At 68.4% G+C, this 16,772-nt stretch carries 18 protein-coding genes; 9 read left to right on the top strand and 9 right to left on the bottom strand.

Features of this window, described 5'->3' with window-relative positions; all coding sequences use genetic code 11:
* Nucleotides 1-210: 210 nt before the first annotated feature.
* From P0R32_RS00570 to rnhA, 3 genes are all read right to left on the bottom strand, one after another.
* The gene (locus tag P0R32_RS00570; protein WP_349770221.1) at nt 211-1,488 is read right to left on the bottom strand and encodes a hemolysin family protein; all 1,278 of its coding nucleotides are present in this window, start codon (nt 1,486-1,488) and stop codon (nt 211-213) included.
* A gap of 218 nt (nt 1,489-1,706) precedes the next feature.
* Nucleotides 1,707-2,309, bottom strand: a complete 603-nt coding sequence (locus P0R32_RS00565; RefSeq protein WP_276237961.1) for a DUF7108 family protein — start codon at nt 2,307-2,309, stop codon at nt 1,707-1,709.
* Nucleotides 2,310-2,311: 2 nt separating this feature from the next.
* Nucleotides 2,312-2,902: a ribonuclease HI gene (gene rnhA / locus P0R32_RS00560; protein ID WP_276237960.1), complete on the bottom strand. Its 591-nt coding sequence runs from the start codon at nt 2,900-2,902 to the stop codon at nt 2,312-2,314.
* 265 nt (nt 2,903-3,167) lie between these two features.
* Between rnhA and nreA the strand changes: the two genes are divergently transcribed.
* Together nreA and P0R32_RS00550 are read left to right on the top strand one after the other, a co-directional pair.
* The gene (nreA, locus tag P0R32_RS00555) at nt 3,168-4,442 is read left to right on the top strand and encodes a DNA repair protein NreA (protein WP_276237959.1); all 1,275 of its coding nucleotides are present in this window, start codon (nt 3,168-3,170) and stop codon (nt 4,440-4,442) included.
* Nucleotides 4,443-4,507: 65 nt separating this feature from the next.
* Nucleotides 4,508-4,828: a preprotein translocase subunit TatA gene (locus P0R32_RS00550; protein ID WP_276237958.1), complete on the top strand. Its 321-nt coding sequence runs from the start codon at nt 4,508-4,510 to the stop codon at nt 4,826-4,828.
* On the opposite strand, the gene P0R32_RS00545 is transcribed toward P0R32_RS00550, so the two are convergent.
* Nucleotides 4,804-5,253 (bottom strand): DUF302 domain-containing protein, encoded by a 450-nt coding sequence (locus P0R32_RS00545; protein WP_276237957.1) that lies wholly within the window; start codon nt 5,251-5,253, stop codon nt 4,804-4,806. The genes P0R32_RS00550 and P0R32_RS00545 overlap by 25 nt on opposite strands.
* Nucleotides 5,254-5,326: 73 nt before the next feature.
* Nucleotides 5,327-5,617, bottom strand: coding sequence for a DUF5789 family protein (locus P0R32_RS00540; RefSeq protein WP_276237955.1), 291 nt, complete (start codon nt 5,615-5,617; stop codon nt 5,327-5,329).
* 210 nt (nt 5,618-5,827) lie between these two features.
* On the opposite strand from P0R32_RS00540, the gene P0R32_RS00535 reads away from it, so the two are divergent.
* Nucleotides 5,828-6,820, top strand: coding sequence for a cell division protein CdpA domain-containing protein (locus P0R32_RS00535; RefSeq protein ID WP_276237954.1), 993 nt, complete (start codon nt 5,828-5,830; stop codon nt 6,818-6,820).
* A gap of 48 nt (nt 6,821-6,868) precedes the next feature.
* On the opposite strand, the gene P0R32_RS00530 is transcribed toward P0R32_RS00535, so the two are convergent.
* Nucleotides 6,869-7,387 carry a Mut7-C RNAse domain-containing protein gene (locus tag P0R32_RS00530; protein ID WP_390219081.1) on the bottom strand — a complete coding sequence of 173 codons (519 nt, stop codon included), beginning with the start codon at nt 7,385-7,387 and terminating at the stop codon, nt 6,869-6,871.
* Between the two features lie 3 nt (nt 7,388-7,390).
* A complete protein-coding gene (gene polX, locus P0R32_RS00525; RefSeq protein WP_276239428.1) occupies nt 7,391-9,142 on the bottom strand; it encodes a DNA polymerase/3'-5' exonuclease PolX in 1,752 nt (583 codons plus the stop codon).
* A gap of 48 nt (nt 9,143-9,190) precedes the next feature.
* On the opposite strand from polX, the gene P0R32_RS00520 reads away from it, so the two are divergent.
* Entirely contained in the window at nt 9,191-9,466 is a 276-nt protein-coding gene (locus P0R32_RS00520) for a hypothetical protein (RefSeq protein ID WP_276237953.1), read from the top strand.
* Here P0R32_RS00520 and P0R32_RS00515 read toward each other — a convergent pair.
* Nucleotides 9,460-9,903 (bottom strand): DUF5788 family protein, encoded by a 444-nt coding sequence (locus P0R32_RS00515; RefSeq protein WP_276237952.1) that lies wholly within the window; start codon nt 9,901-9,903, stop codon nt 9,460-9,462. The genes P0R32_RS00520 and P0R32_RS00515 overlap by 7 nt on opposite strands.
* Nucleotides 9,904-10,019: 116 nt before the next feature.
* On the opposite strand from P0R32_RS00515, the gene P0R32_RS00510 reads away from it, so the two are divergent.
* The 4 genes from P0R32_RS00510 (at nt 10,020) to acs (ending at nt 14,616) form a co-directional block, all read left to right on the top strand.
* On the top strand, nt 10,020-11,723 hold the full coding sequence (locus P0R32_RS00510) for an acyl-CoA mutase large subunit family protein (protein ID WP_276237951.1): 1,704 nt from the start codon (nt 10,020-10,022) through the stop codon (nt 11,721-11,723).
* Between the two features lie 84 nt (nt 11,724-11,807).
* Nucleotides 11,808-12,083 (top strand): winged helix-turn-helix domain-containing protein, encoded by a 276-nt coding sequence (locus P0R32_RS00505; protein WP_276237950.1) that lies wholly within the window; start codon nt 11,808-11,810, stop codon nt 12,081-12,083.
* 70 nt (nt 12,084-12,153) lie between these two features.
* Entirely contained in the window at nt 12,154-12,456 is a 303-nt protein-coding gene (locus tag P0R32_RS00500; RefSeq protein ID WP_276237949.1) for a DUF8036 family membrane protein, read from the top strand.
* Between the two features lie 165 nt (nt 12,457-12,621).
* The gene (acs, locus tag P0R32_RS00495; protein WP_276237948.1) at nt 12,622-14,616 is read left to right on the top strand and encodes an acetate--CoA ligase; all 1,995 of its coding nucleotides are present in this window, start codon (nt 12,622-12,624) and stop codon (nt 14,614-14,616) included.
* Nucleotides 14,617-14,673: 57 nt separating this feature from the next.
* Here the strand turns inward: acs and P0R32_RS00490 are convergent, their stop codons facing one another.
* Nucleotides 14,674-14,916, bottom strand: a complete 243-nt coding sequence (locus tag P0R32_RS00490; RefSeq protein ID WP_276237947.1) for a DUF7576 family protein — start codon at nt 14,914-14,916, stop codon at nt 14,674-14,676.
* A gap of 213 nt (nt 14,917-15,129) precedes the next feature.
* Here P0R32_RS00490 and P0R32_RS00485 point away from each other — a divergent pair, with 213 nt between their 5' ends.
* Nucleotides 15,130-16,740, top strand: coding sequence for a long-chain-fatty-acid--CoA ligase (locus tag P0R32_RS00485; RefSeq protein WP_276237946.1), 1,611 nt, complete (start codon nt 15,130-15,132; stop codon nt 16,738-16,740).
* Nucleotides 16,741-16,772: the final 32 nt, after the last annotated feature.

The raw sequence follows: 16,772 nt of genomic DNA, 5'->3' as shown, positions 1-16,772 counted from the left end.
AGTCGGCTCGTCCGCGGCCTCGAAGACGTCCCGCACCGACGCCTCGACGGCGTCGGGCTGTTCTTTCGATAGTCACTCGCTACCGACCGGTCTCTCCGCTCCGCGGCTGAAGCGGGGACCGACCCTCGACGTGGCTGTGGCGCTGGAGGCCGTCGGCGCCGCCGTCCCGAAGTCGAGTCCCGGGCACCGTCGACGCCGAGCCATCGGTCGTCACTCGGCGTCGTCTTCGTCGCTCGGCGACTCCGATTCGGCCGACTCGTCTGTGTCGCGACCGACGGTTACCCGGACCTTCTGGATGCGGGTGTTGTCCACCTGTTCGGCCCGCAGCGTGACGTTCTCGTAGTCGAACGCCTCGTCCTGCTCGACGAGGCGCCCCGCGAGGTTGAACATGAAGCCGGCGATGGTCTCGAACTCTTCGCCCTCCGGCAGGACGATGTCGAGCGCCTCGTTGACGGCTTCGATGTTGACCGACCCGTTCACCGAGACGGTGTCGTCGTCGACGAACTCGATCGGGTCGTCCTCGTCACCCGCCAGGATCTCCCCGACGATCTCCTCGGTCATGTCCTCCATCGTGATGATCCCCTCCGTGGCTCCGAACTCGTCGATGACGACGACCATGTGCAGTCGGTCTTCGCGCATCTCCGAGAGGAGGTCGTCGACGTTCTTCGACTCGGGGACGTGGAGCGTCGGAGTGACCACGTCTGCGACCGTGAGGTCGGCGAAGGCCTCGGCGTCGGCGTCCCCCAACTCACGGATGTCGAAGACACCGACGACGTTGTCGAGCGAGCCCTCGTAGGCCGGCAGGCGGGCGTGGCCAGACTGGATACACTCCGAGATGGCCTCCTCGACGGTCGCCTCGGTGGAGACAGCGGCCACGTCGAGTCGGGGGGTCATCACCTCCTTGGCGCTGGCGTCCGTGAACCGCAGGGCGCGCTGGAGTCGTTGGCGCTCCTCCTCGTCGAGCACACCCTCGCGCTCGCCCGTCTGGATCATGTTCCGGATCTCGTCGCGGCTGATGTACGTCGACTCGATGGAGGGACTGCCGCCGGTGAGCCTGTTCACGATCCCAGTCAGGTAGTAGAACACGGTGATGAGCGGCCACAGGACCTTCTCGACGACCTTCAGCCCCCGAGCGACGCGCCGTGCGTGCAGTTCGGTGTGTTCGACGGCGTAGGACTTCGGCGCGCTCTCCCCGAAGATCAGCACCATCGACGTGATGCCGAGCGAGGAGATGATGACCGCCGCGCCGGCGTCGAAGTAGAGGCCGACGATGGTCGTCGAGATGGAGGACATCGTGATGTTGACCATGTTGTTGCCGACGAGGATCGTCACGAGCAGACGGTGGGGGTCCTCCTTGAGCGACTTCACGGCTTGCGCACCGCGCAGGCCGCGCTCGACCATCGCGTCCACCTGGTGGGCTGGCAGCGAGAACAGCGCGATCTCAGACGACGAGAAGAACCCCGACCCGACGAGGAGCAGCAAGATCATGCCGATCCCGATCACGGTGACCGCCGTCTGACTCAATTCGACACCGACGACGGGCACCGTGTACTGGAGGAGTACCGCAGATGCTGTTGTGAGCAGGACTGACCACACAGTGTTGCCTATCACGTGTGGCGAAAAGTAACCAGTGGTGATGGGGACCGATCGCTGTTCCACAACCGCGATTCGCTCGGCTCAGCGCGAGCGCCTCGTCGACGAGCGCGTCAGTCGTCTGTGACCTCGAAGACGTACTGCAGCGACGCCTCGACGGCGTCGCGCTGTTCGTCGGTGGGCCACGCGTTCCGCGGGAAGTACTCCGCGAGGAACTCCTCCACCTCGTCGGCGCTCGCCGAGTCCACCGGTCGGGCGTAGTGGTTGCCCATGAAGTCCGCGAACGCCCGGGCGTTCGTCGCGTGTACCTCCCCGTAGTCGCTCGCTACCCGGTCGACGACCTCCGCGTTGTGCGCCTCGACCTCCGCCCAGTCGTCGGGGTCGCCCGCCCCCGACAGCGACACCTCGACCGCGCGGTCGGTGTCTTCGATCCGGTCGATCTGGACGACGCCGTCCTCCATCCACTCCTCGGGGTAGAGCACGAGCGTGTCGTCCTCGTCGCGGACGCGGGCGGTGAAGCCGTGGTCGGTGAGTCGCTCGGCCCGATCCTCGCGGTAGGCGTCGGCTTCCGTCTCGTCGACCGCCTCGCGAGCGAGCCGGGTGAGTCGCTCGGCGGCGTCGACCGTCGGCTCGGGGACCTCCTCGTCCCAGGCGTCGTCGTGGTCGTCGGTCGCTCCCTCCCCGTCGCTGTCCGGCGTGTAGTCTTGTTCCTCCATCGTCAGCCCTCGAACGCCTCGTTCGCCAACTCGTCGGCGCGCTCGTTTAGCTCTCTCGGCACGTGCTCGATGCTCCAGCGGTCGAACCGCTCCAATAGCTCCCGAGCCGTGACTCGCTTCTCGCGCAGTTCGGGTTCGTTGGCGTTCCACTCCCCGCGGACCTGCTTGACGATCAGTTGGGAGTCGCCGCGCACGTCGGCCTCGTCGAGGCCGTAGTCGACGGCGGCCTCCAGCGCGCGGATCAGCGCCGCGTACTCGGCTTTGTTGTTCGTCGTGTCGGGGATGCGGTCGCTCCCCTCCGCGACGATGCCGTCGGCGGTGACGATGGCCCACCCGATGGCAGCGGGCCCCGGGTTCCCCCGCGAGGCGCCGTCGAAGTAGACGTGCCCCCGACCGCCGCCGTCGCGCACGAGCGCCGCGAGGCGCTGGGGGTCGCCGCCCTGGACGACCACCTTGTCGTCGTACGCTACCGCGACGGCGCCGTCGCGCTCGGCGCGCCAGCGCTCGTGGTCCGTGTTCCCGGCGACCACCTCGACGCCCGCCGCCGCCACGCGCTCGCGGGCCGTCTCGGGGTCGCACTCGATGACCGGCATACCCTCGCTCGCCGCCCGTGGGGCGAAAGGGTTGTCATCCGGTGTCGACGACCCCGAAGTTCATCGGGGATCACGGCACCAGCCCCCTCGTGATCTGACGCTCGCCGCGCGACGGAACAGCGGGTGCGCGGTCGCCCGTCGCGTGCACACGCCGACCCCATCGGCGCCACGACCGCCTGTCAGCCATCGACGAGCGACACGACTCTCTCGGGTCCGACCCGCGCGGGGAACGTTCATGTCCACCGAGCGGTAACCTCGACTCGACGTGAAGCTGGACGACTACGTCGAGTTCGAGGAGAACGAGCGCGCCGAGCGGCGGCGCCTCGCACAGGAGAAGTCCTACGAGCTGATGGACCACCTCGAGTCGTTCCAGCACCGCTTCGACGAGGCGACCGGCGGCGACTCCGTGTTCGGCTCCGTCTCCCCCTCCATCTTCGTCGGATCCAGCAACTACCCGAACCTCTCGACGGGCCTCCTCTCGCCCGTCGGTCACGAGGACGACGCCGCGACGTACGAGACCAGCGGCGCGTGGTACGACGAGGGCGTCTCCATCGCCGACGTGTTCGAGCGGCGCACCTCACTCCTGAACTCGAACAAGGGCGTCGACGCTCGCGACGCCGCGAACGTCCACGACGCGTGGGACGGCTTCCTCGGTGTGCAGCGGGAGGTCGCCATCGCCGACCGGCCGGTCGACGTGGAGGTGTTCCTCGACGACGGCCCCGCCATCGACTACGACGTGTCGCCCGACGACATCGCGACGCCGACGGGGCCGCGCGCCCGTGCCGCCGACGCGGACCTCACGGAGAATCCCCACGTGCCCCGTCCGGTGAAGAAGACGCTGGAGGACGACGACTGGCGCGCGGAGGGCGCGATGAACTACCTGTACCGCCGCGGCTTCGACGTGTACGACATCAACACGGTGCTGTCGGCGGGGGCGCTGGGTCGAGGTGACAACCGCCGCCTGGTGCCGACGCGGTGGTCCATCACCGCCGTCGACGACACCGTCGGCAAGTACCTCCGCGGGACGATTCGCGACCGACGGAGCGTCGACACCGTGCAGGTGTGGCGCAACGAGTACCTCGGCAACGCCTTCTGGGTGATCCTCGCGCCGGGCGACTGGGAGTTCGAGTTGGTCGAGATCAAGTCGCCGGGGAGCATCTGGCACCCGGACCCGCAGGGCGACACGTACCTCTCGTCGGCCCACGAGAACCGCGAGGGGCGGACGCAGTACGTCGACGAGACTGCGGGGGCGTACTACGCGTCCCGCTTCGGCGTGCTCGAACACCTCTCCGAGCGCGGGCGCCAGGCGAAGGTGCTCGTGCTCCGGCACGTCTCCGACGACTACTGGGGCCCGGTCGGCGTCTGGCAGGTGCGCGAGAGCGTCCGCAACGCCTTCGAGGGCGAACACGGCGAGGCGGAGACGTTCGAGGACGCCGTCCGCGGCGTGAGCGACCAACTCCCGGTGTCGCTGGCGCGCCTGCGTCAGAAGTCGACGATGGTCGCTGGGCTCCAGTCGAGTCTCGCCGACTGGACGACGTAGGGCGCGAGTCGCCGCGAGTTCGACTGGACAACAGAGTTACAACGTCCGCTATCGACGCCTCGCGTATGTCCCTCCTGTTCGGCGCGGTCCCGGGCGGTCCCGAACTGCTGATCATCCTGCTCGTCCTGCTGCTCCTGTTCGGTGGGTCGGCGGTACTCGTCGTGATCCTCGGTGCAGGGGGGCTCAAACTCCTCGGCAGCGCGAGCGGGAGCGACGCCGACGACGAGCGGCTCTCGGAATTGGAGCGTGAACTCGCGGAGACGCGTGCTGAACTGGCGGAACTCAGAGACGACCCCGAGAACGAGGGGGCCGACCCTGCAGACGACGACACCGCAGACACCGGCCGCGACAGCGGTGGTGCTTACGACGAGTCGAGGTCGGCGTAGGCCGCGGCCACCATCTCGCCCGTCTCCTCGATGATCGCGTCCATCGCCTCGCTGTCGGTGTCGAGGCCGAGCAGTTTGGCGACCCGCATGATCGACACGTGGTAGACGGTCTGGACGCCCGGTTCCTCCTCCCAGATGACGACGTTACACGGCATGAGCGCGCCGAGGGTGTTGTCGGTCGCGTCGAGCGCGCGGTCGGCGATGGCGGGGTTGCACGCGCCGAGCACGTAGTACGGGTCGCGGTCGGCGTCGACCTTCTCGTTCAGCAGGTCCGACGGGGAGAACTCGACGGGTACACCGAACCCGTGGTCGGCGAACACCGCGCGGACGTGTTCGATCGCGTCCTCGTGGGACATCTCCAACGTCGCGCGCTTCTCGCCGTAGTCTTCGCCGCGGACGGCCTCGGGGTCGATCGGTAGCTGCATGGCTCAACGTTCGGTGTGAGCCGTGGAAAAGGTGGCGACGGTGTGTACGTCGCGCCCGGCCGCCGTCTGTCGATTACTCCGCCGTCTGCACCGGGCCGCGACCGATCTCGTCTTCGACGGCCTCGACGAACGTCTGGCGGCGGTCGAAGTACGTCGTGTCGACCGCCTCGAGCACGTCCGCGAGGTCGCGCGGGCCGTCTGGCGTGCGGATCGTCGCGTCGCCCTCCTTCTCCAGGACGCGGGACATCTCTTGGGGCCACGTGAGTCGCGAGGCGACGCGGGCCAGCGGCGCACCGTCGACCGCGGGACCCTCGCCGAGCTCGACGGCGGGCTCCTCCTCCTCGGGTTCGTCGTCGTCGGCCATGTCTCGCCGTTCGATCACGGACCGCCTAACCCTTTCGGAGCGTCGTCGTGGACCGTGCGGGCCGCGCTCCACCGTGGCCGCGTCGGCGCGGACAGCCGAACGGGGTCGTGGCGTGGACTCCGCAAGCGCGGTTGTCGACTGCAGATCGACAGCGTGCGTCATGCCGGCGTCTGACGTATCGTTTTAAGTGATGATGCTATAACACCGTGTATGAGCAGTCTCGCCGAGGTGTACGAAGGCCAGGTCGGCGAGTACGCCAGCCTCCGGCGGTTGTACCTCGGTGTCGCTGCGTTCTCGCTCGGTGCCCTCCTCGTCGTCACCGGCATCGTCGTCGCGGCGACCGACATTACGACCGTCGCGCTCGGCTGGAACCTGGGCCAGGCGCGCGAGACGGCAGGGATCCTCGCCGGCCTCGGCATCCCGGCCACGTTCCTCGGCGTCCTCGTGATCATGCCGACGAGCCCGCGGACCCAGGCCGCCGCGGTCGTCGGCGCCGGTATCGCGGTGTTGGGTGTGGCGCTGTTCGCCCACGCGTACCCGTGTCACTGGTCGGGCGCCCAGTGTGCCGGCGAGTACGCCGACCTCACGCTCCCGACCGCGGGCGTGTACTTCCTCGGCGCGTTCACGGCGTTCTGGTGTCTGTTCACCGGCGTCGCGAACTTCAAGGCGCGCAACAACCCCGGCGGCACGGTGTCGCTGGAGGTCACCCGCGAGGGAGAGACGAAGGTGATCGAGGTGCCGAAGTCGACCGCCGAGGAGATTCGCGGCGCGAAGGGCGTCACGGGCACCGTCGGCGGCGTCGGTCTCCTCGGGAACACCCCCGACGGGAGCGTCGAGACGCAGACCAACCGCCCGGAGGTCAAGCAGCGCCGCGCCGGGGAGCGAACCCAACAGGCCACCACCGCTTCCGGGTCCGGCACCGCTGGGACCGTGAGCGACGGGGGCGCCGACGCCGCCGACATCACGCCCCTCGCGAACGGGTCCTCGGAGCCGCAGTCGCCGTCGTCGCCGCGGTCGGCTCCCGTCGCGGGCCGCTCCGGCGACCGCCAGACCGAGCGGTCACAGTCGCCCGGTGACTCCTACTGCGGGTCGTGCGGCCACTTCCAGTACGTGCGCACCGACCAGGGGATGCAGCCGTACTGCGGCCTCCACGACGACCTCATGGACGACATGGAGGCGTGCGACGACTGGAGTCCCCGCTGAGTCGCCGGCGTCGCTTCCTCGTCTGTTCTGCCGCCCCGTCGACGCCGACTACCGATCCGCACGCGACAGCGACGCGAGCGTGTCGGCCACGTCGTCCCAGTGGCTCCCTCGCCAGAAGTGCTGTCCGCACTCGCGACACCGCCAGACTGCTCCCTCGTCGGGGGCGTAGTCGGGCCGTGGTGCGTCGTCGTCGACCCGCTCGACGAGGCCGTTGCACGAGCCACAGCGTGACGGGCGGTCGGCGAGACGGAGGCGGACCCCCGCATCGCGCAACTCGCCGAGTTGGTCGACCACGTCTCGCGCGTCGAGGCGGATCGCACCCGGCGTTGACGCCGCCAGCGCGCGGTCCCTCGTGATCAAGCGCCGGGCGTCGCTCGCGGCGAGGCCCCGCAACGCGTCGTCGTCCTCGACTCCCCTGTCGAGCGCGTACACCGTGTCGTAGCCACACATCCGGAGGTAGCTGGCGAGCGTGCCGAGCATCACGTCTAGGAGGAGCGTGTCGTGTTCGGGGCGGATCACCGCGGAGTCGACACGGTGGTCTGCGCACTCGTCCTCGTCTCGCCCCATCGCTCAGTCGCCGAGGAACGCCCGGAGTCCGTCGACGTCGCGGGTGTTCAGCACGGCCGCGGTCTCTGCCCACCCCCGGCGGGCCGTGTGCACGCCGTAGCGGACGTTGTCGAACTCGGGGGGCGAGTGGGCGTCGGTGTCGATGGCGATGCTGGCGCCCGCCTCGACCGCCGCGCGGACGGCGTCGCCGTGGAAGTCCAGTCGTGCGGGGTTGGCGTTCACCTCAAGCGCCGTCCCGGCGGCCGCCGCGGCTTCGGCGAGGCGCTCGAAGTCCACCTCCAGCCCGGGTCGTTGGTTGATCAGGCGCCCAGTCGGGTGCCCGAGCACGTCGACGTGCGGGTGTTCGACCGCGCGGATCAGTCGGTCGGTCGCCTCGCCCTGGTCGAGCGCGGCGTGCGGGGAGGCGATCACGATGTCGAGGTCGGCGAGCAGGTCGTCGCTCGTCGTCACGTCGCCGTCGGCGTCGATGTTCGCTTCGACGCCGTGGAACACCTCGATCTCGGCGTCCTCGCGGACCGCGGCGACCTCGTCGGCCTGCTCGCGCACGTCGGCGTCGGAGAGCCCCGCGTCGCCGAACACGCCCGGCCCCTCGGCGTGGTCGGTGACGCAGTGGTAGTCGTAGCCGCGGTCAGCGGCGGCCTGCACCATCTCGGCGACGGTGTTGCCGCCGTCGGACCACTCGGTGTGGGTGTGGAGGTCGCCGCGGATCTCCCCTTCGGTGACCAGGTCCGGGAGGTCGCCGTCGAGCGCCGCCTCGATCTCGCCGGTGTCCTCGCGCATCTCGGGCGGGATCACGGGCAGGTCGAGCGCGGCGTACATCTCCGCCTCCTCGGCGCCGCCGAGGCGCTCACCGACGCGCTGGCTGTCGTCGTTCGGGTCGTCGACGTCGCTCACGTCGAACACGCCGTACTCGTTGAGCTTCAGGCCGCGGTCGATGGCGAGGTTGCGCAGCGTCACGTTGTGCGCCTTCGACCCGGTGAAGTACTGGAGCGCCGCCCCGAACTCCTCGGGGACGACGACCCGGAGGTCGATCCGGACGCCCTCCGCGCGGACGCTCGCCTTCTGCTCGCCCGCCTCGATGGTGTCGTCGGCGCCGTCCCAGCCGACGAACGCGTCGACGACCGCCGCGGCGTCATCGCTGGCGACGAGTACGTCCACGTCGCCGATGGTGTCCTTCCATCGGCGGATCGACCCCGCCACGTCGATGCGCTTGACGAACGACTCGTGGTCGAGGTGGCCGACCACGTCGTCGGCGAGCGGGCGCGCGTCGCCGATGCGCTGGCGCTGGCCGGCCTCGCGCGCGAACGCGACGTTGTCGAGGATGTTCTGTTCGGTCTTGGCGCCGAACCCCTTGATCGCCTGAATCTCGCCGGCCTCGGCGGCGGCCTCCAACTCGTCGAGCGTGGTGATCCCCAGTTCCTCGTACAGCGTGCCGACGGTCTTCGGCCCCACGCCCTCGACGCGCGTGAGTGCGGCCATGTCGACGGGCAACTCCGCGCGGAGGTCCTCCAACTCCTCGATCTCGCCGGTGTCGACGTACTCAACGATCTTCGCGGCGATGGCGTCGCCGACGCGGTCGATCTCGGCGACGGCGTCTTCGCCGCCCTCGGCGGCCATGTCCTCGACGGCGCGGGGGTGGTCGCGGATGTTCTCGGCGGCGCGGCGGTAGGCGCTGGGCTTGTAGGCGACGTCCTGCGCCTCCAGCAGGTCCGCGAACTCCTCGAAGAGGGCGGCGACCTCGGCGTTACGCATGATACGTGTCGATCCGTGTGGGTGTGACTTAGAACGACGGGCCAGAATACGGTGGGAAAGGTGCTGGCTGGCTCCGCGACTGCGGCGGTGACCACGACCGCGAACGCCCCCGAGCGCTCCGCTCCCGCGACCGCCGCTGCGCTCCTCGGCTCGCTCCGCTCGCCTGCGGTGCTTGCGGGGTCGGGGTTCGCGGAGCGCTCGGCCCCGTTCAATCCCACCCTGTTGTCGGACGGGCCGAGCGTCGCGTCGGGGACTCCCGCGTGTGCCGCCGAGGGGAGTCGGGAGTCGGTTCGCGTGGCGTTCGTCGTCTCGTCGCCGGATCAGTAGCCGCCGCGCTTTCCGGCGCTCCCGTCGTCGCGCCCGAGCGCCTTCTTCAGGAAGTTCATCCAGCGCTTCTGGTCCATCGCCTCCTGCCGGCGCGCCTCGCTCTCGACGTCGGCGGGCCGGAGGGTGTCGAGCGCCTCCAGCGCGCGGTCGATGCCGATGATGCTCGCCGCCAACTTCTCGCCCGTCTCGAAGTCGACGCGGTTCTCCTCGATCTGTTCGAGGCGTTCGAGCCGTTCGCGCCGGAGGTTCCGCTTGGCCTGCTCGACGCGCTCGCGCTCGCCCTCGGGGATCGTGTCCCGGCGTTTGATCTCGAAGACGAACGTCCGGAGGTCGATAGCCTCGCCCTGCACCTCGATGCGGTCGGGGATGTCGACACCGATGGTGGCGCTCTCCTTGTTGACGCGTTCGAGGAGCTGTTTGCGCTGGTACTCCTGCACGGTGGGGTCGGTGGTTGTTGGGCCGGCAGGGTGTTTCGTGTTTCGTTCGGTCGAGCCGGCAGCGCCGATCCCCGCCACCCGAATCGTTAATGGTCCTTCCGGCAGTTGTTGCGTCCATGTACGACGACGACGACCTCGCGGAGATCCGCGAGTCCCGCGAGGAGTGGGAGTCCGAGACCCGCGACCCGGTGATCGACGCCCACGGCGAGCGCAAGGACCGCTTCGCCACCGTCTCCAACCTGGAGATTGACGACCTGTACACGCCGGAAGACGTCGCCGACGTCGACTACGAGGCCGACATCGGCTTCCCGGGGGAGGAGCCGTACACGCGCGGCCCGTACCCGACGATGTACCGCGGGCGGACGTGGACGATGCGCCAGTTCGCCGGCTTCGGCACCGCCGAGGAGACGAACGAGCGGTTCCACTACCTCATCGAGAACGGTCAGACCGGCCTGTCGACGGCGTTCGACATGCCGAGCCTGATGGGGAAGGACTCCGACGACCCGCTCTCCGACGGCGAGGTCGGGAAGGAGGGCGTCGCCGTCGACACCCTGCGCGACATGGAGATTCTGTTCGACGGCATCGACATCGGCGAGGTGTCGACCTCGTTCACGATCAACCCCAGCGCGCCCGTCGTGTTCGCGATGTACGTCGCGCTCGCCGACCAGAAGGGCGTCCCGCGCGAGCAACTCCGGGGCACCTTCCAGAACGACATGCTCAAGGAGTTCATCGCGCAGAAGGAGTGGGTGATCCCCCCGGAGCCGTCCCTCGATCTGGTCACCGACACCGTCGAGTTCGCCGTCGAGGAGACGCCCGGCATCTACCCCATCTCGGTGTCGGGGTACCACATCCGTGAGGCCGGCTCGACCGCGATTCAGGAACTCGCGTTCACGCTCGCCGACGGCTTCGCGTACGTCGAGGACGCCGTCGAGCGCGGCATGGACGTCGACGAGGTGGCGCCACAGCTCTCGTTCTTCTTCAACTCGCACAACTCCATCTTCGAGGAGGTCGCGAAGTTCCGCGCCGGGCGGCGAATCTACGCGCGGATCATGGACGAGTGGTACGGGGCCGAGGCGGAGGCGTCCAAGCGCCTGAAGTTCCACACGCAGACCGCCGGCCAGTCGCTGACGGCCCAACAGCCGCTCAACAACATCGTCCGCGTCACCATCCAGGCGCTGGCGGGCGTGCTCGGCGGCACCCAGAGCCTGCACACCAACTCCTTCGACGAGGCGCTGGCGCTCCCCTCCGAGGAGGCCGTCCGCGTCGCCCTGCGCACCCAACAGATCATCGCCGAGGAGTCCGGCGCGGCCGACTCGGCGGACCCGCTCGCCGGCTCGTTCATGGTCGAGTCGCTCACGAACGAGGTCGAAGAGAAGACGATGGCGTACCTCGAGGAGCTGAAGTCGATGGGCGACGGCTCCGTCCGCGACGGCGTGCTGGAGGGCATCGAGCAGGGGTACTTCCACCGCGAGATCCAGGAGGCCAGCTACGAGTACCAAGAGCGCGTGGACGACGGCGAGGAGGTCGTCGTCGGCGTGAACAAGTACACCGTGGAGAACGACCCGGAGCCGGATCTGCTCCACGTCGACGAGGAGGTGCAGGAGCGCCAACTCGCCCGGCTGGAGGAGGTCAAGGCAGAACGCGACGACGAGGCGGTCGAGGCGACGCTCGCGGCGCTGGACGAGGCCATCGAGAACGACGAGAACGTGATGCCCGCGGTCGTCGACGCCGTGAAGGCGTACGTGACGATGGGCGAGATCATGGACGTGTTCGAGGACCACTACGGCGCCTACCGCGAGAAGATCGGGCTGGCGTCGTAGACGGCGGATCGGCGTCGATCGCCGCACCAGACGGTTTCTTTCGCTTCGGTGGACTTACTTCGATGCTCGGTGTGAACTGTGACGATGGACGGCGTTCTGTGGTACGTGCTCACCGGCACCCGTGGCGGTGAGAACCGGGTCCGGATCCTGAAGGCGCTCGACGAGCGCCCCCGGAACGCCAACAAACTCGCGGAGGCGCTGGAGTTGGACTACACCACGGTTCGCCACCACCTCGACGTGCTGTGTGACAACGACGTGCTCCGGAAACAGGGCGGTGACTACGGCGCCATCTACCTGCCGACCGACCGCGCCCGCCAGCACTGGGAGACGGTCGAACAGATCATGGAGAAGGTCGAATGACGACGAACGCATTCCGGTCGGATTTTGGAAAGAGTATAAACGCACCTCCGCGCTACTGGAGGGTGAATCGATGAGCCTCTGGCTGCAGGTGATTTGGGCCGCCGCCGCCCTCAACGTCGTCCTCCTCCTCGGACTGACCTACGTCTGGGGGCGCAACTACACGCAGTTCCGGTCGAAACACACGCTCGGCCTGGCGGCGTTCGGACTGATCTTGCTCGCCGAGAACGCGACGGCGCTGTACCTGTTCTACTTCCACCCACAGCTCAGTGCGTGGATCGCCGCACAGGCCCCAATCGCCCACCTCGCGGTCGGCGGCCTCCGCCTACTCGAACTCGTCGCTATCGCGTTCCTCGCGTGGACCACGTGGGACTGACCCGCCAGCTCCGTCGCCCGCATTCTGTCGGCTGGATATCGCGATAATCGGCGACTCTGCCGCCGATACGCGCCGTTTCACCCCTCGAAAAACCGCGCGACGACGCGGCGAAATCGACGCAGTGAGGCAGTTTTATCACGGTCGATTCCGACGTATCGCGTGACCATGGCAGATGATGACGTGGAACTCGAGGCCCGGCTCGAAGAACAGGAGGTGTTCGAGCCGTCCGACTCGTTCGTGGAGCAGGCGAACGTCTCGGACGCGGGCATCTACGAGGAGTTCGAGGAGAACTGGCCGGAGTGTTGGGAGGGCGCGGCCGGACTCCTCGATTGGGAGGAGGAGTACGACCAGGTGCTGGACGACTCGAACCCGCCGTTCTACAAGTGGTTCACCGACGGCACGATCAACGCCTCGACGAACTGCATCGACCGGCACCTCGACGAGCGCGGCGACGAGGCCGCCATCGAGTGGGTCGGCGAACCCGTCGACGAGGACAACGTCACGCTGACCTACAACGAACTGCACGAGAAGGTGAACGAGGCCGCGGCGGCGCTGCGGGATCTGGGCGTCGGCGAGGACGACGTCGTCACGATGTACATGCCGATGATCCCGGAACTGCCCATCGCCATGCTGGCGTGCGCCCGCATCGGCGCGCCCCACTCCGTCGTGTTCGCCGGCTTCTCGGCGGACGCGCTGGCGACCCGGATGAACGCCGCCGACTCGGAGTACCTCGTCACGTGTGACGGCTACTACCGCCGCGGCGACCCGCTCGACCACCTCAACAAGGCCAACGAGGGGCTCGGCAGCGTCGAGCACGATACCGAAACTGTGGTCGTCGACCGCCTCGGCCCGAACGGCGACGACTTCGGTCACGACCTCGCCGCCGACCAGCACGACTGGGGCGAGTTGATGGCCGCCAACGAGGGCGCGACGGTCGACCCGGTCGACCGCGACGCCGAGGACATGCTGTTCCTCATGTACACCTCCGGCACCACCGGGCAGCCGAAGGGGGTGAAACACACTACCGGAGGGTACCTCGCGTGGACCGCGTGGACCTCCCAGGCGGTGCTGGACATCAAGCCGGAGGACACGTACTTCTGCTCGGCGGACATCGGCTGGATCACCGGCCACAGCTACATCGTGTACGGGCCGCTCGCGCTCGGCACCACCACGATGATGTACGAGGGGACGCCCGACCACCCCGACCGCGACCGCTTGTGGGAGATCGTCGAGGACTACGAGGCGACCCAACTGTACACGGCTCCGACCGCCATCCGCGCGTTCATGAAGTGGGGCAAGCAGTACCCCGAGGCGCACGACCTCTCGAGTCTGCGTCTGCTGGGGACGGTCGGCGAGCCGATCAACCCGCGCGCGTGGAAGTGGTACTACAAGCACATCGGCGACGAGGAGTGCCCCGTCGTCGACACGTGGTGGCAGACCGAGACTGGCGGCATGATGGTCACCACGCTCCCCGGCGTGAAGGACATGAAGCCTGGCTCTGCGGGGCCGCCGCTGCCCGGGATGGACATCCGCATCGTCGACACGAACGGCGACGAGGTCGAACCGGGCCGCGCGGGCTACCTCACGGTGAACAAGCCGTGGCCGGGGATGCTCCGCACGCTGTACAAGAACGACGAGCGCTTCATCGAGGAGTACTGGCGCGAGTACTCCGACGTGGACTCTGACGACCCCGACGACTGGGTGTACTTCCCCGAGGACGGCGCCAAGATCGACGAGGACGGCTACATCACCGTCCTGGGCCGCGTCGACGACGTGATCAACGTCTCGGGCCACCGCCTCGGCACCATGGAGATCGAGTCGGCCATCGTCGGCGTCGAGGGCGTCGCCGAGGCCGCCGTCGTCGGCGGCGACCACGAGGTGAAAGGCGAGGCCGTCTACGCGTACGTCATCGTCGAGGAGGGCCAAGAAGAGAGCGAGGCGTTCCGCGACGAGATCGTGCAGGGCGTGCTCGACGCCATCGGGCCGATCGCTCGCCCCGAGCAGGTGATCTTCACGCCCGAACTCCCGAAGACCCGCTCCGGGAAGATCATGCGGCGGCTGCTCGAGGACATCGCCAACGAGGAGGAACTGGGCGACACCTCCACGCTGCGCAACCCCGACATCGTCGAAGACATCCGGAAGGTCGTCCAGAGCAACTGACCAGCGCGGCCGCGGCCCGTCCGCGCCGCTCCGTCTCCGGTCCCCGTTCTCCGCGCGCTACTCGCCGCCGAGCCACGCGGCCACGCACGCCTCGTCGCAGAGGTGGTGGCGATCGTCGCCCCCGATCTCTCGCGACAGCGTGACCAGCACGTGGCGCTCGGACAGTTCCAACTCGGCGCCGCACTGCGGACACCGCCCCCGCGTGCTCCGGCCCGGCGTCCACCGGTAGTGGGTCGCCGCGTGGGCGACGGTCGCGCCGCCGTCCGGGTGCGAGCGCCCCACGAACTCGCTGAGCGTCATACCGCCCAGAACGCGCTCGCCTCACTTATCAATTATCTGGATAGTCGCGTGTGTGGGAACGCACGCCTCACCACCACCGGCGAGTGGTGGGGAGCCCTCGGGAGCACCAGTCGTGGCGGCCTGCCGCGTCGGCGCCCGCCCGGGGTCCGGGCCGTGTCAGGCGTTACCGACCCCGCAACGATTATCACGAACGTGCCTGAAGTTTCGCTGACTATGGAGAAACCGCTGTTGGTGACGGACTTCCTCGACCGCGCCCGACGAAACTACGGGGGACACGAGGCCGTACTCGGGGTCGACGGGGATCGGTACACGTACGACGAACTGGGCGAGCGCGCCGACGGGTTCGCGGCGGCGCTCCAGGCCCGCGGCGTCGAGAAGGGCGACCGCGTCGCCGTGCTCGACCCGAACACCCACTACCACCTGGAGGCCGCCTACGGCAGTTTCCAGGCCGGCGCCATCCACACGCCGCTGAACTACCGCCTCGTGGAGTCTGACTTCGAGTACATCCTCAACGACGCCGGCGTGACGGCCATCTACGCGGACCACGCCTACGCCGACAAGATCGAGGCCATCCGCGACGACGTGCCGACGGAGACGTTCATCACGAACGACGTCGACGCCGTCGAAGGCGACTGGGAGTCGTTCGACGAGGTGATCGCCGAGTCGACCGACTACGACCGCCCGGAGATGAGCGAGGACGAGACCGTGACGATCAACTACACCTCCGGCACCACGGGCGACCCGAAAGGGGTGTGCCGCACCCACCGGACGGAGACGATCCACGCCTACCAGGTCGCGATCCACCAGGAGATCCGCGACGACGACACGTACCTGTGGACGCTCCCGATGTTCCACGTCAACGGCTGGGGTCACATCTACGCCATCACGGGGATGGGCGCGCGGCACGTCTGCACTCGCGGCGTCGACCAGGCGTACGTGTTCGACATGCTCCGCAACGAGGACGTGACGTACTTCTGTGCGGCGCCGACCGTCCTGAAGATGCTCGGCGACCACATCGACGAGCACGGCGGCGAACCGGACGCCGGCCAGGACGTGCGCGTCGCGACGGCGGGGGCGGCGCCGCCGGAGGCGACGATCCGGACCGTCGAGGACCGCTTCGGCTGGTACCTCAAACACGTGTACGGCGCCACCGAGACGGGGCCGCTCATCACCACCTCGGACGCGCGCCGCTACTTCGACGACGACTCCGACGACCGCTTCGCGGTGAAGAAGACGCAGGGGTTCGGCTACCTCGGCACGGAGATCCGCGTCGTCGACGACGACGGCAACGACGTGACCGAGGACGGCGAGACCATCGGCGAGGTCGTCGTCCGCGGCAACTCCGTCATGAAGGGGTACTGGGAGAAGCCAGAGGCCACCGAGGAGGCGTTCACCGACCGCGTCGAGGGGTACTACCACATGGGCGACCTCGCGGTCGTCGACGAGAACGGGATGATCTCGATCCAGGACCGCAAGAAGGACATCATCATCTCCGGCGGTGAGAACATCTCCTCCATCGAGGTGGAGGACACGCTGTTCAGCCACGACGCGGTCGACGACGTGGCGGTCATTCCGTCGCCACACGAGGACTGGGGGGAGACGCCGAAGGCGTACGTCGTCCCGGCGAGCGGCGACCCGGAGAATCCGGGAGTCACCGCCGACGACCTGATCGAGTACGCCCGAGAGAACATGGCCCACTACAAGGCGCCCACCCGGATCGAGTTCGTCAAACAGCTCCCGAAGACCTCCACCGGGAAGGTCCAGAAGTACGAACTCCGCCAGGAGGAGTGGGAAGACGAAGACCGGATGGTCGGCGAGGGATAGTCGTCCCTCCACCGTCGTCCCCGTAGCGCCCA

This window comes from Halobaculum marinum (assembly GCF_029338555.1).
GTDB classification, from domain to species: Archaea; Halobacteriota; Halobacteria; order Halobacteriales; family Haloferacaceae; genus Halobaculum; species Halobaculum marinum.
This window is presented reverse-complemented; position numbering and strand designations above follow the sequence as displayed.

Bases quoted from the DNA above. Each gene is read 5' to 3' on its own strand.
- P0R32_RS00570 (WP_349770221.1), bottom strand. From the start codon at position 1,488: ATGATCTTGCTGCTCCTCGTCGGGTCGGGGTTCTTCTCGTCGTCTGAG.
- P0R32_RS00565 (WP_276237961.1), bottom strand. From the start codon at position 2,309: ATGGAGGAACAAGACTACACGCCGGACAGCGACGGGGAGGGAGCGACC.
- rnhA (WP_276237960.1), bottom strand. From the start codon at position 2,902: ATGCCGGTCATCGAGTGCGACCCCGAGACGGCCCGCGAGCGCGTGGCG.
- P0R32_RS00550 (WP_276237958.1), top strand. From the start codon at position 4,508: ATGTCCCTCCTGTTCGGCGCGGTCCCGGGCGGTCCCGAACTGCTGATC.
- P0R32_RS00545 (WP_276237957.1), bottom strand. From the start codon at position 5,253: ATGCAGCTACCGATCGACCCCGAGGCCGTCCGCGGCGAAGACTACGGC.
- P0R32_RS00540 (WP_276237955.1), bottom strand. From the start codon at position 5,617: ATGGCCGACGACGACGAACCCGAGGAGGAGGAGCCCGCCGTCGAGCTC.
- P0R32_RS00535 (WP_276237954.1), top strand. From the start codon at position 5,828: ATGAGCAGTCTCGCCGAGGTGTACGAAGGCCAGGTCGGCGAGTACGCC.
- P0R32_RS00530 (WP_390219081.1), bottom strand. From the start codon at position 7,387: ATGGGGCGAGACGAGGACGAGTGCGCAGACCACCGTGTCGACTCCGCG.
- P0R32_RS00510 (WP_276237951.1), top strand. From the start codon at position 10,020: ATGTACGACGACGACGACCTCGCGGAGATCCGCGAGTCCCGCGAGGAG.
- P0R32_RS00505 (WP_276237950.1), top strand. From the start codon at position 11,808: ATGGACGGCGTTCTGTGGTACGTGCTCACCGGCACCCGTGGCGGTGAG.
- P0R32_RS00500 (WP_276237949.1), top strand. From the start codon at position 12,154: ATGAGCCTCTGGCTGCAGGTGATTTGGGCCGCCGCCGCCCTCAACGTC.
- acs (WP_276237948.1), top strand. From the start codon at position 12,622: ATGGCAGATGATGACGTGGAACTCGAGGCCCGGCTCGAAGAACAGGAG.
- P0R32_RS00490 (WP_276237947.1), bottom strand. From the start codon at position 14,916: ATGACGCTCAGCGAGTTCGTGGGGCGCTCGCACCCGGACGGCGGCGCG.
- P0R32_RS00485 (WP_276237946.1), top strand. From the start codon at position 15,130: ATGGAGAAACCGCTGTTGGTGACGGACTTCCTCGACCGCGCCCGACGA.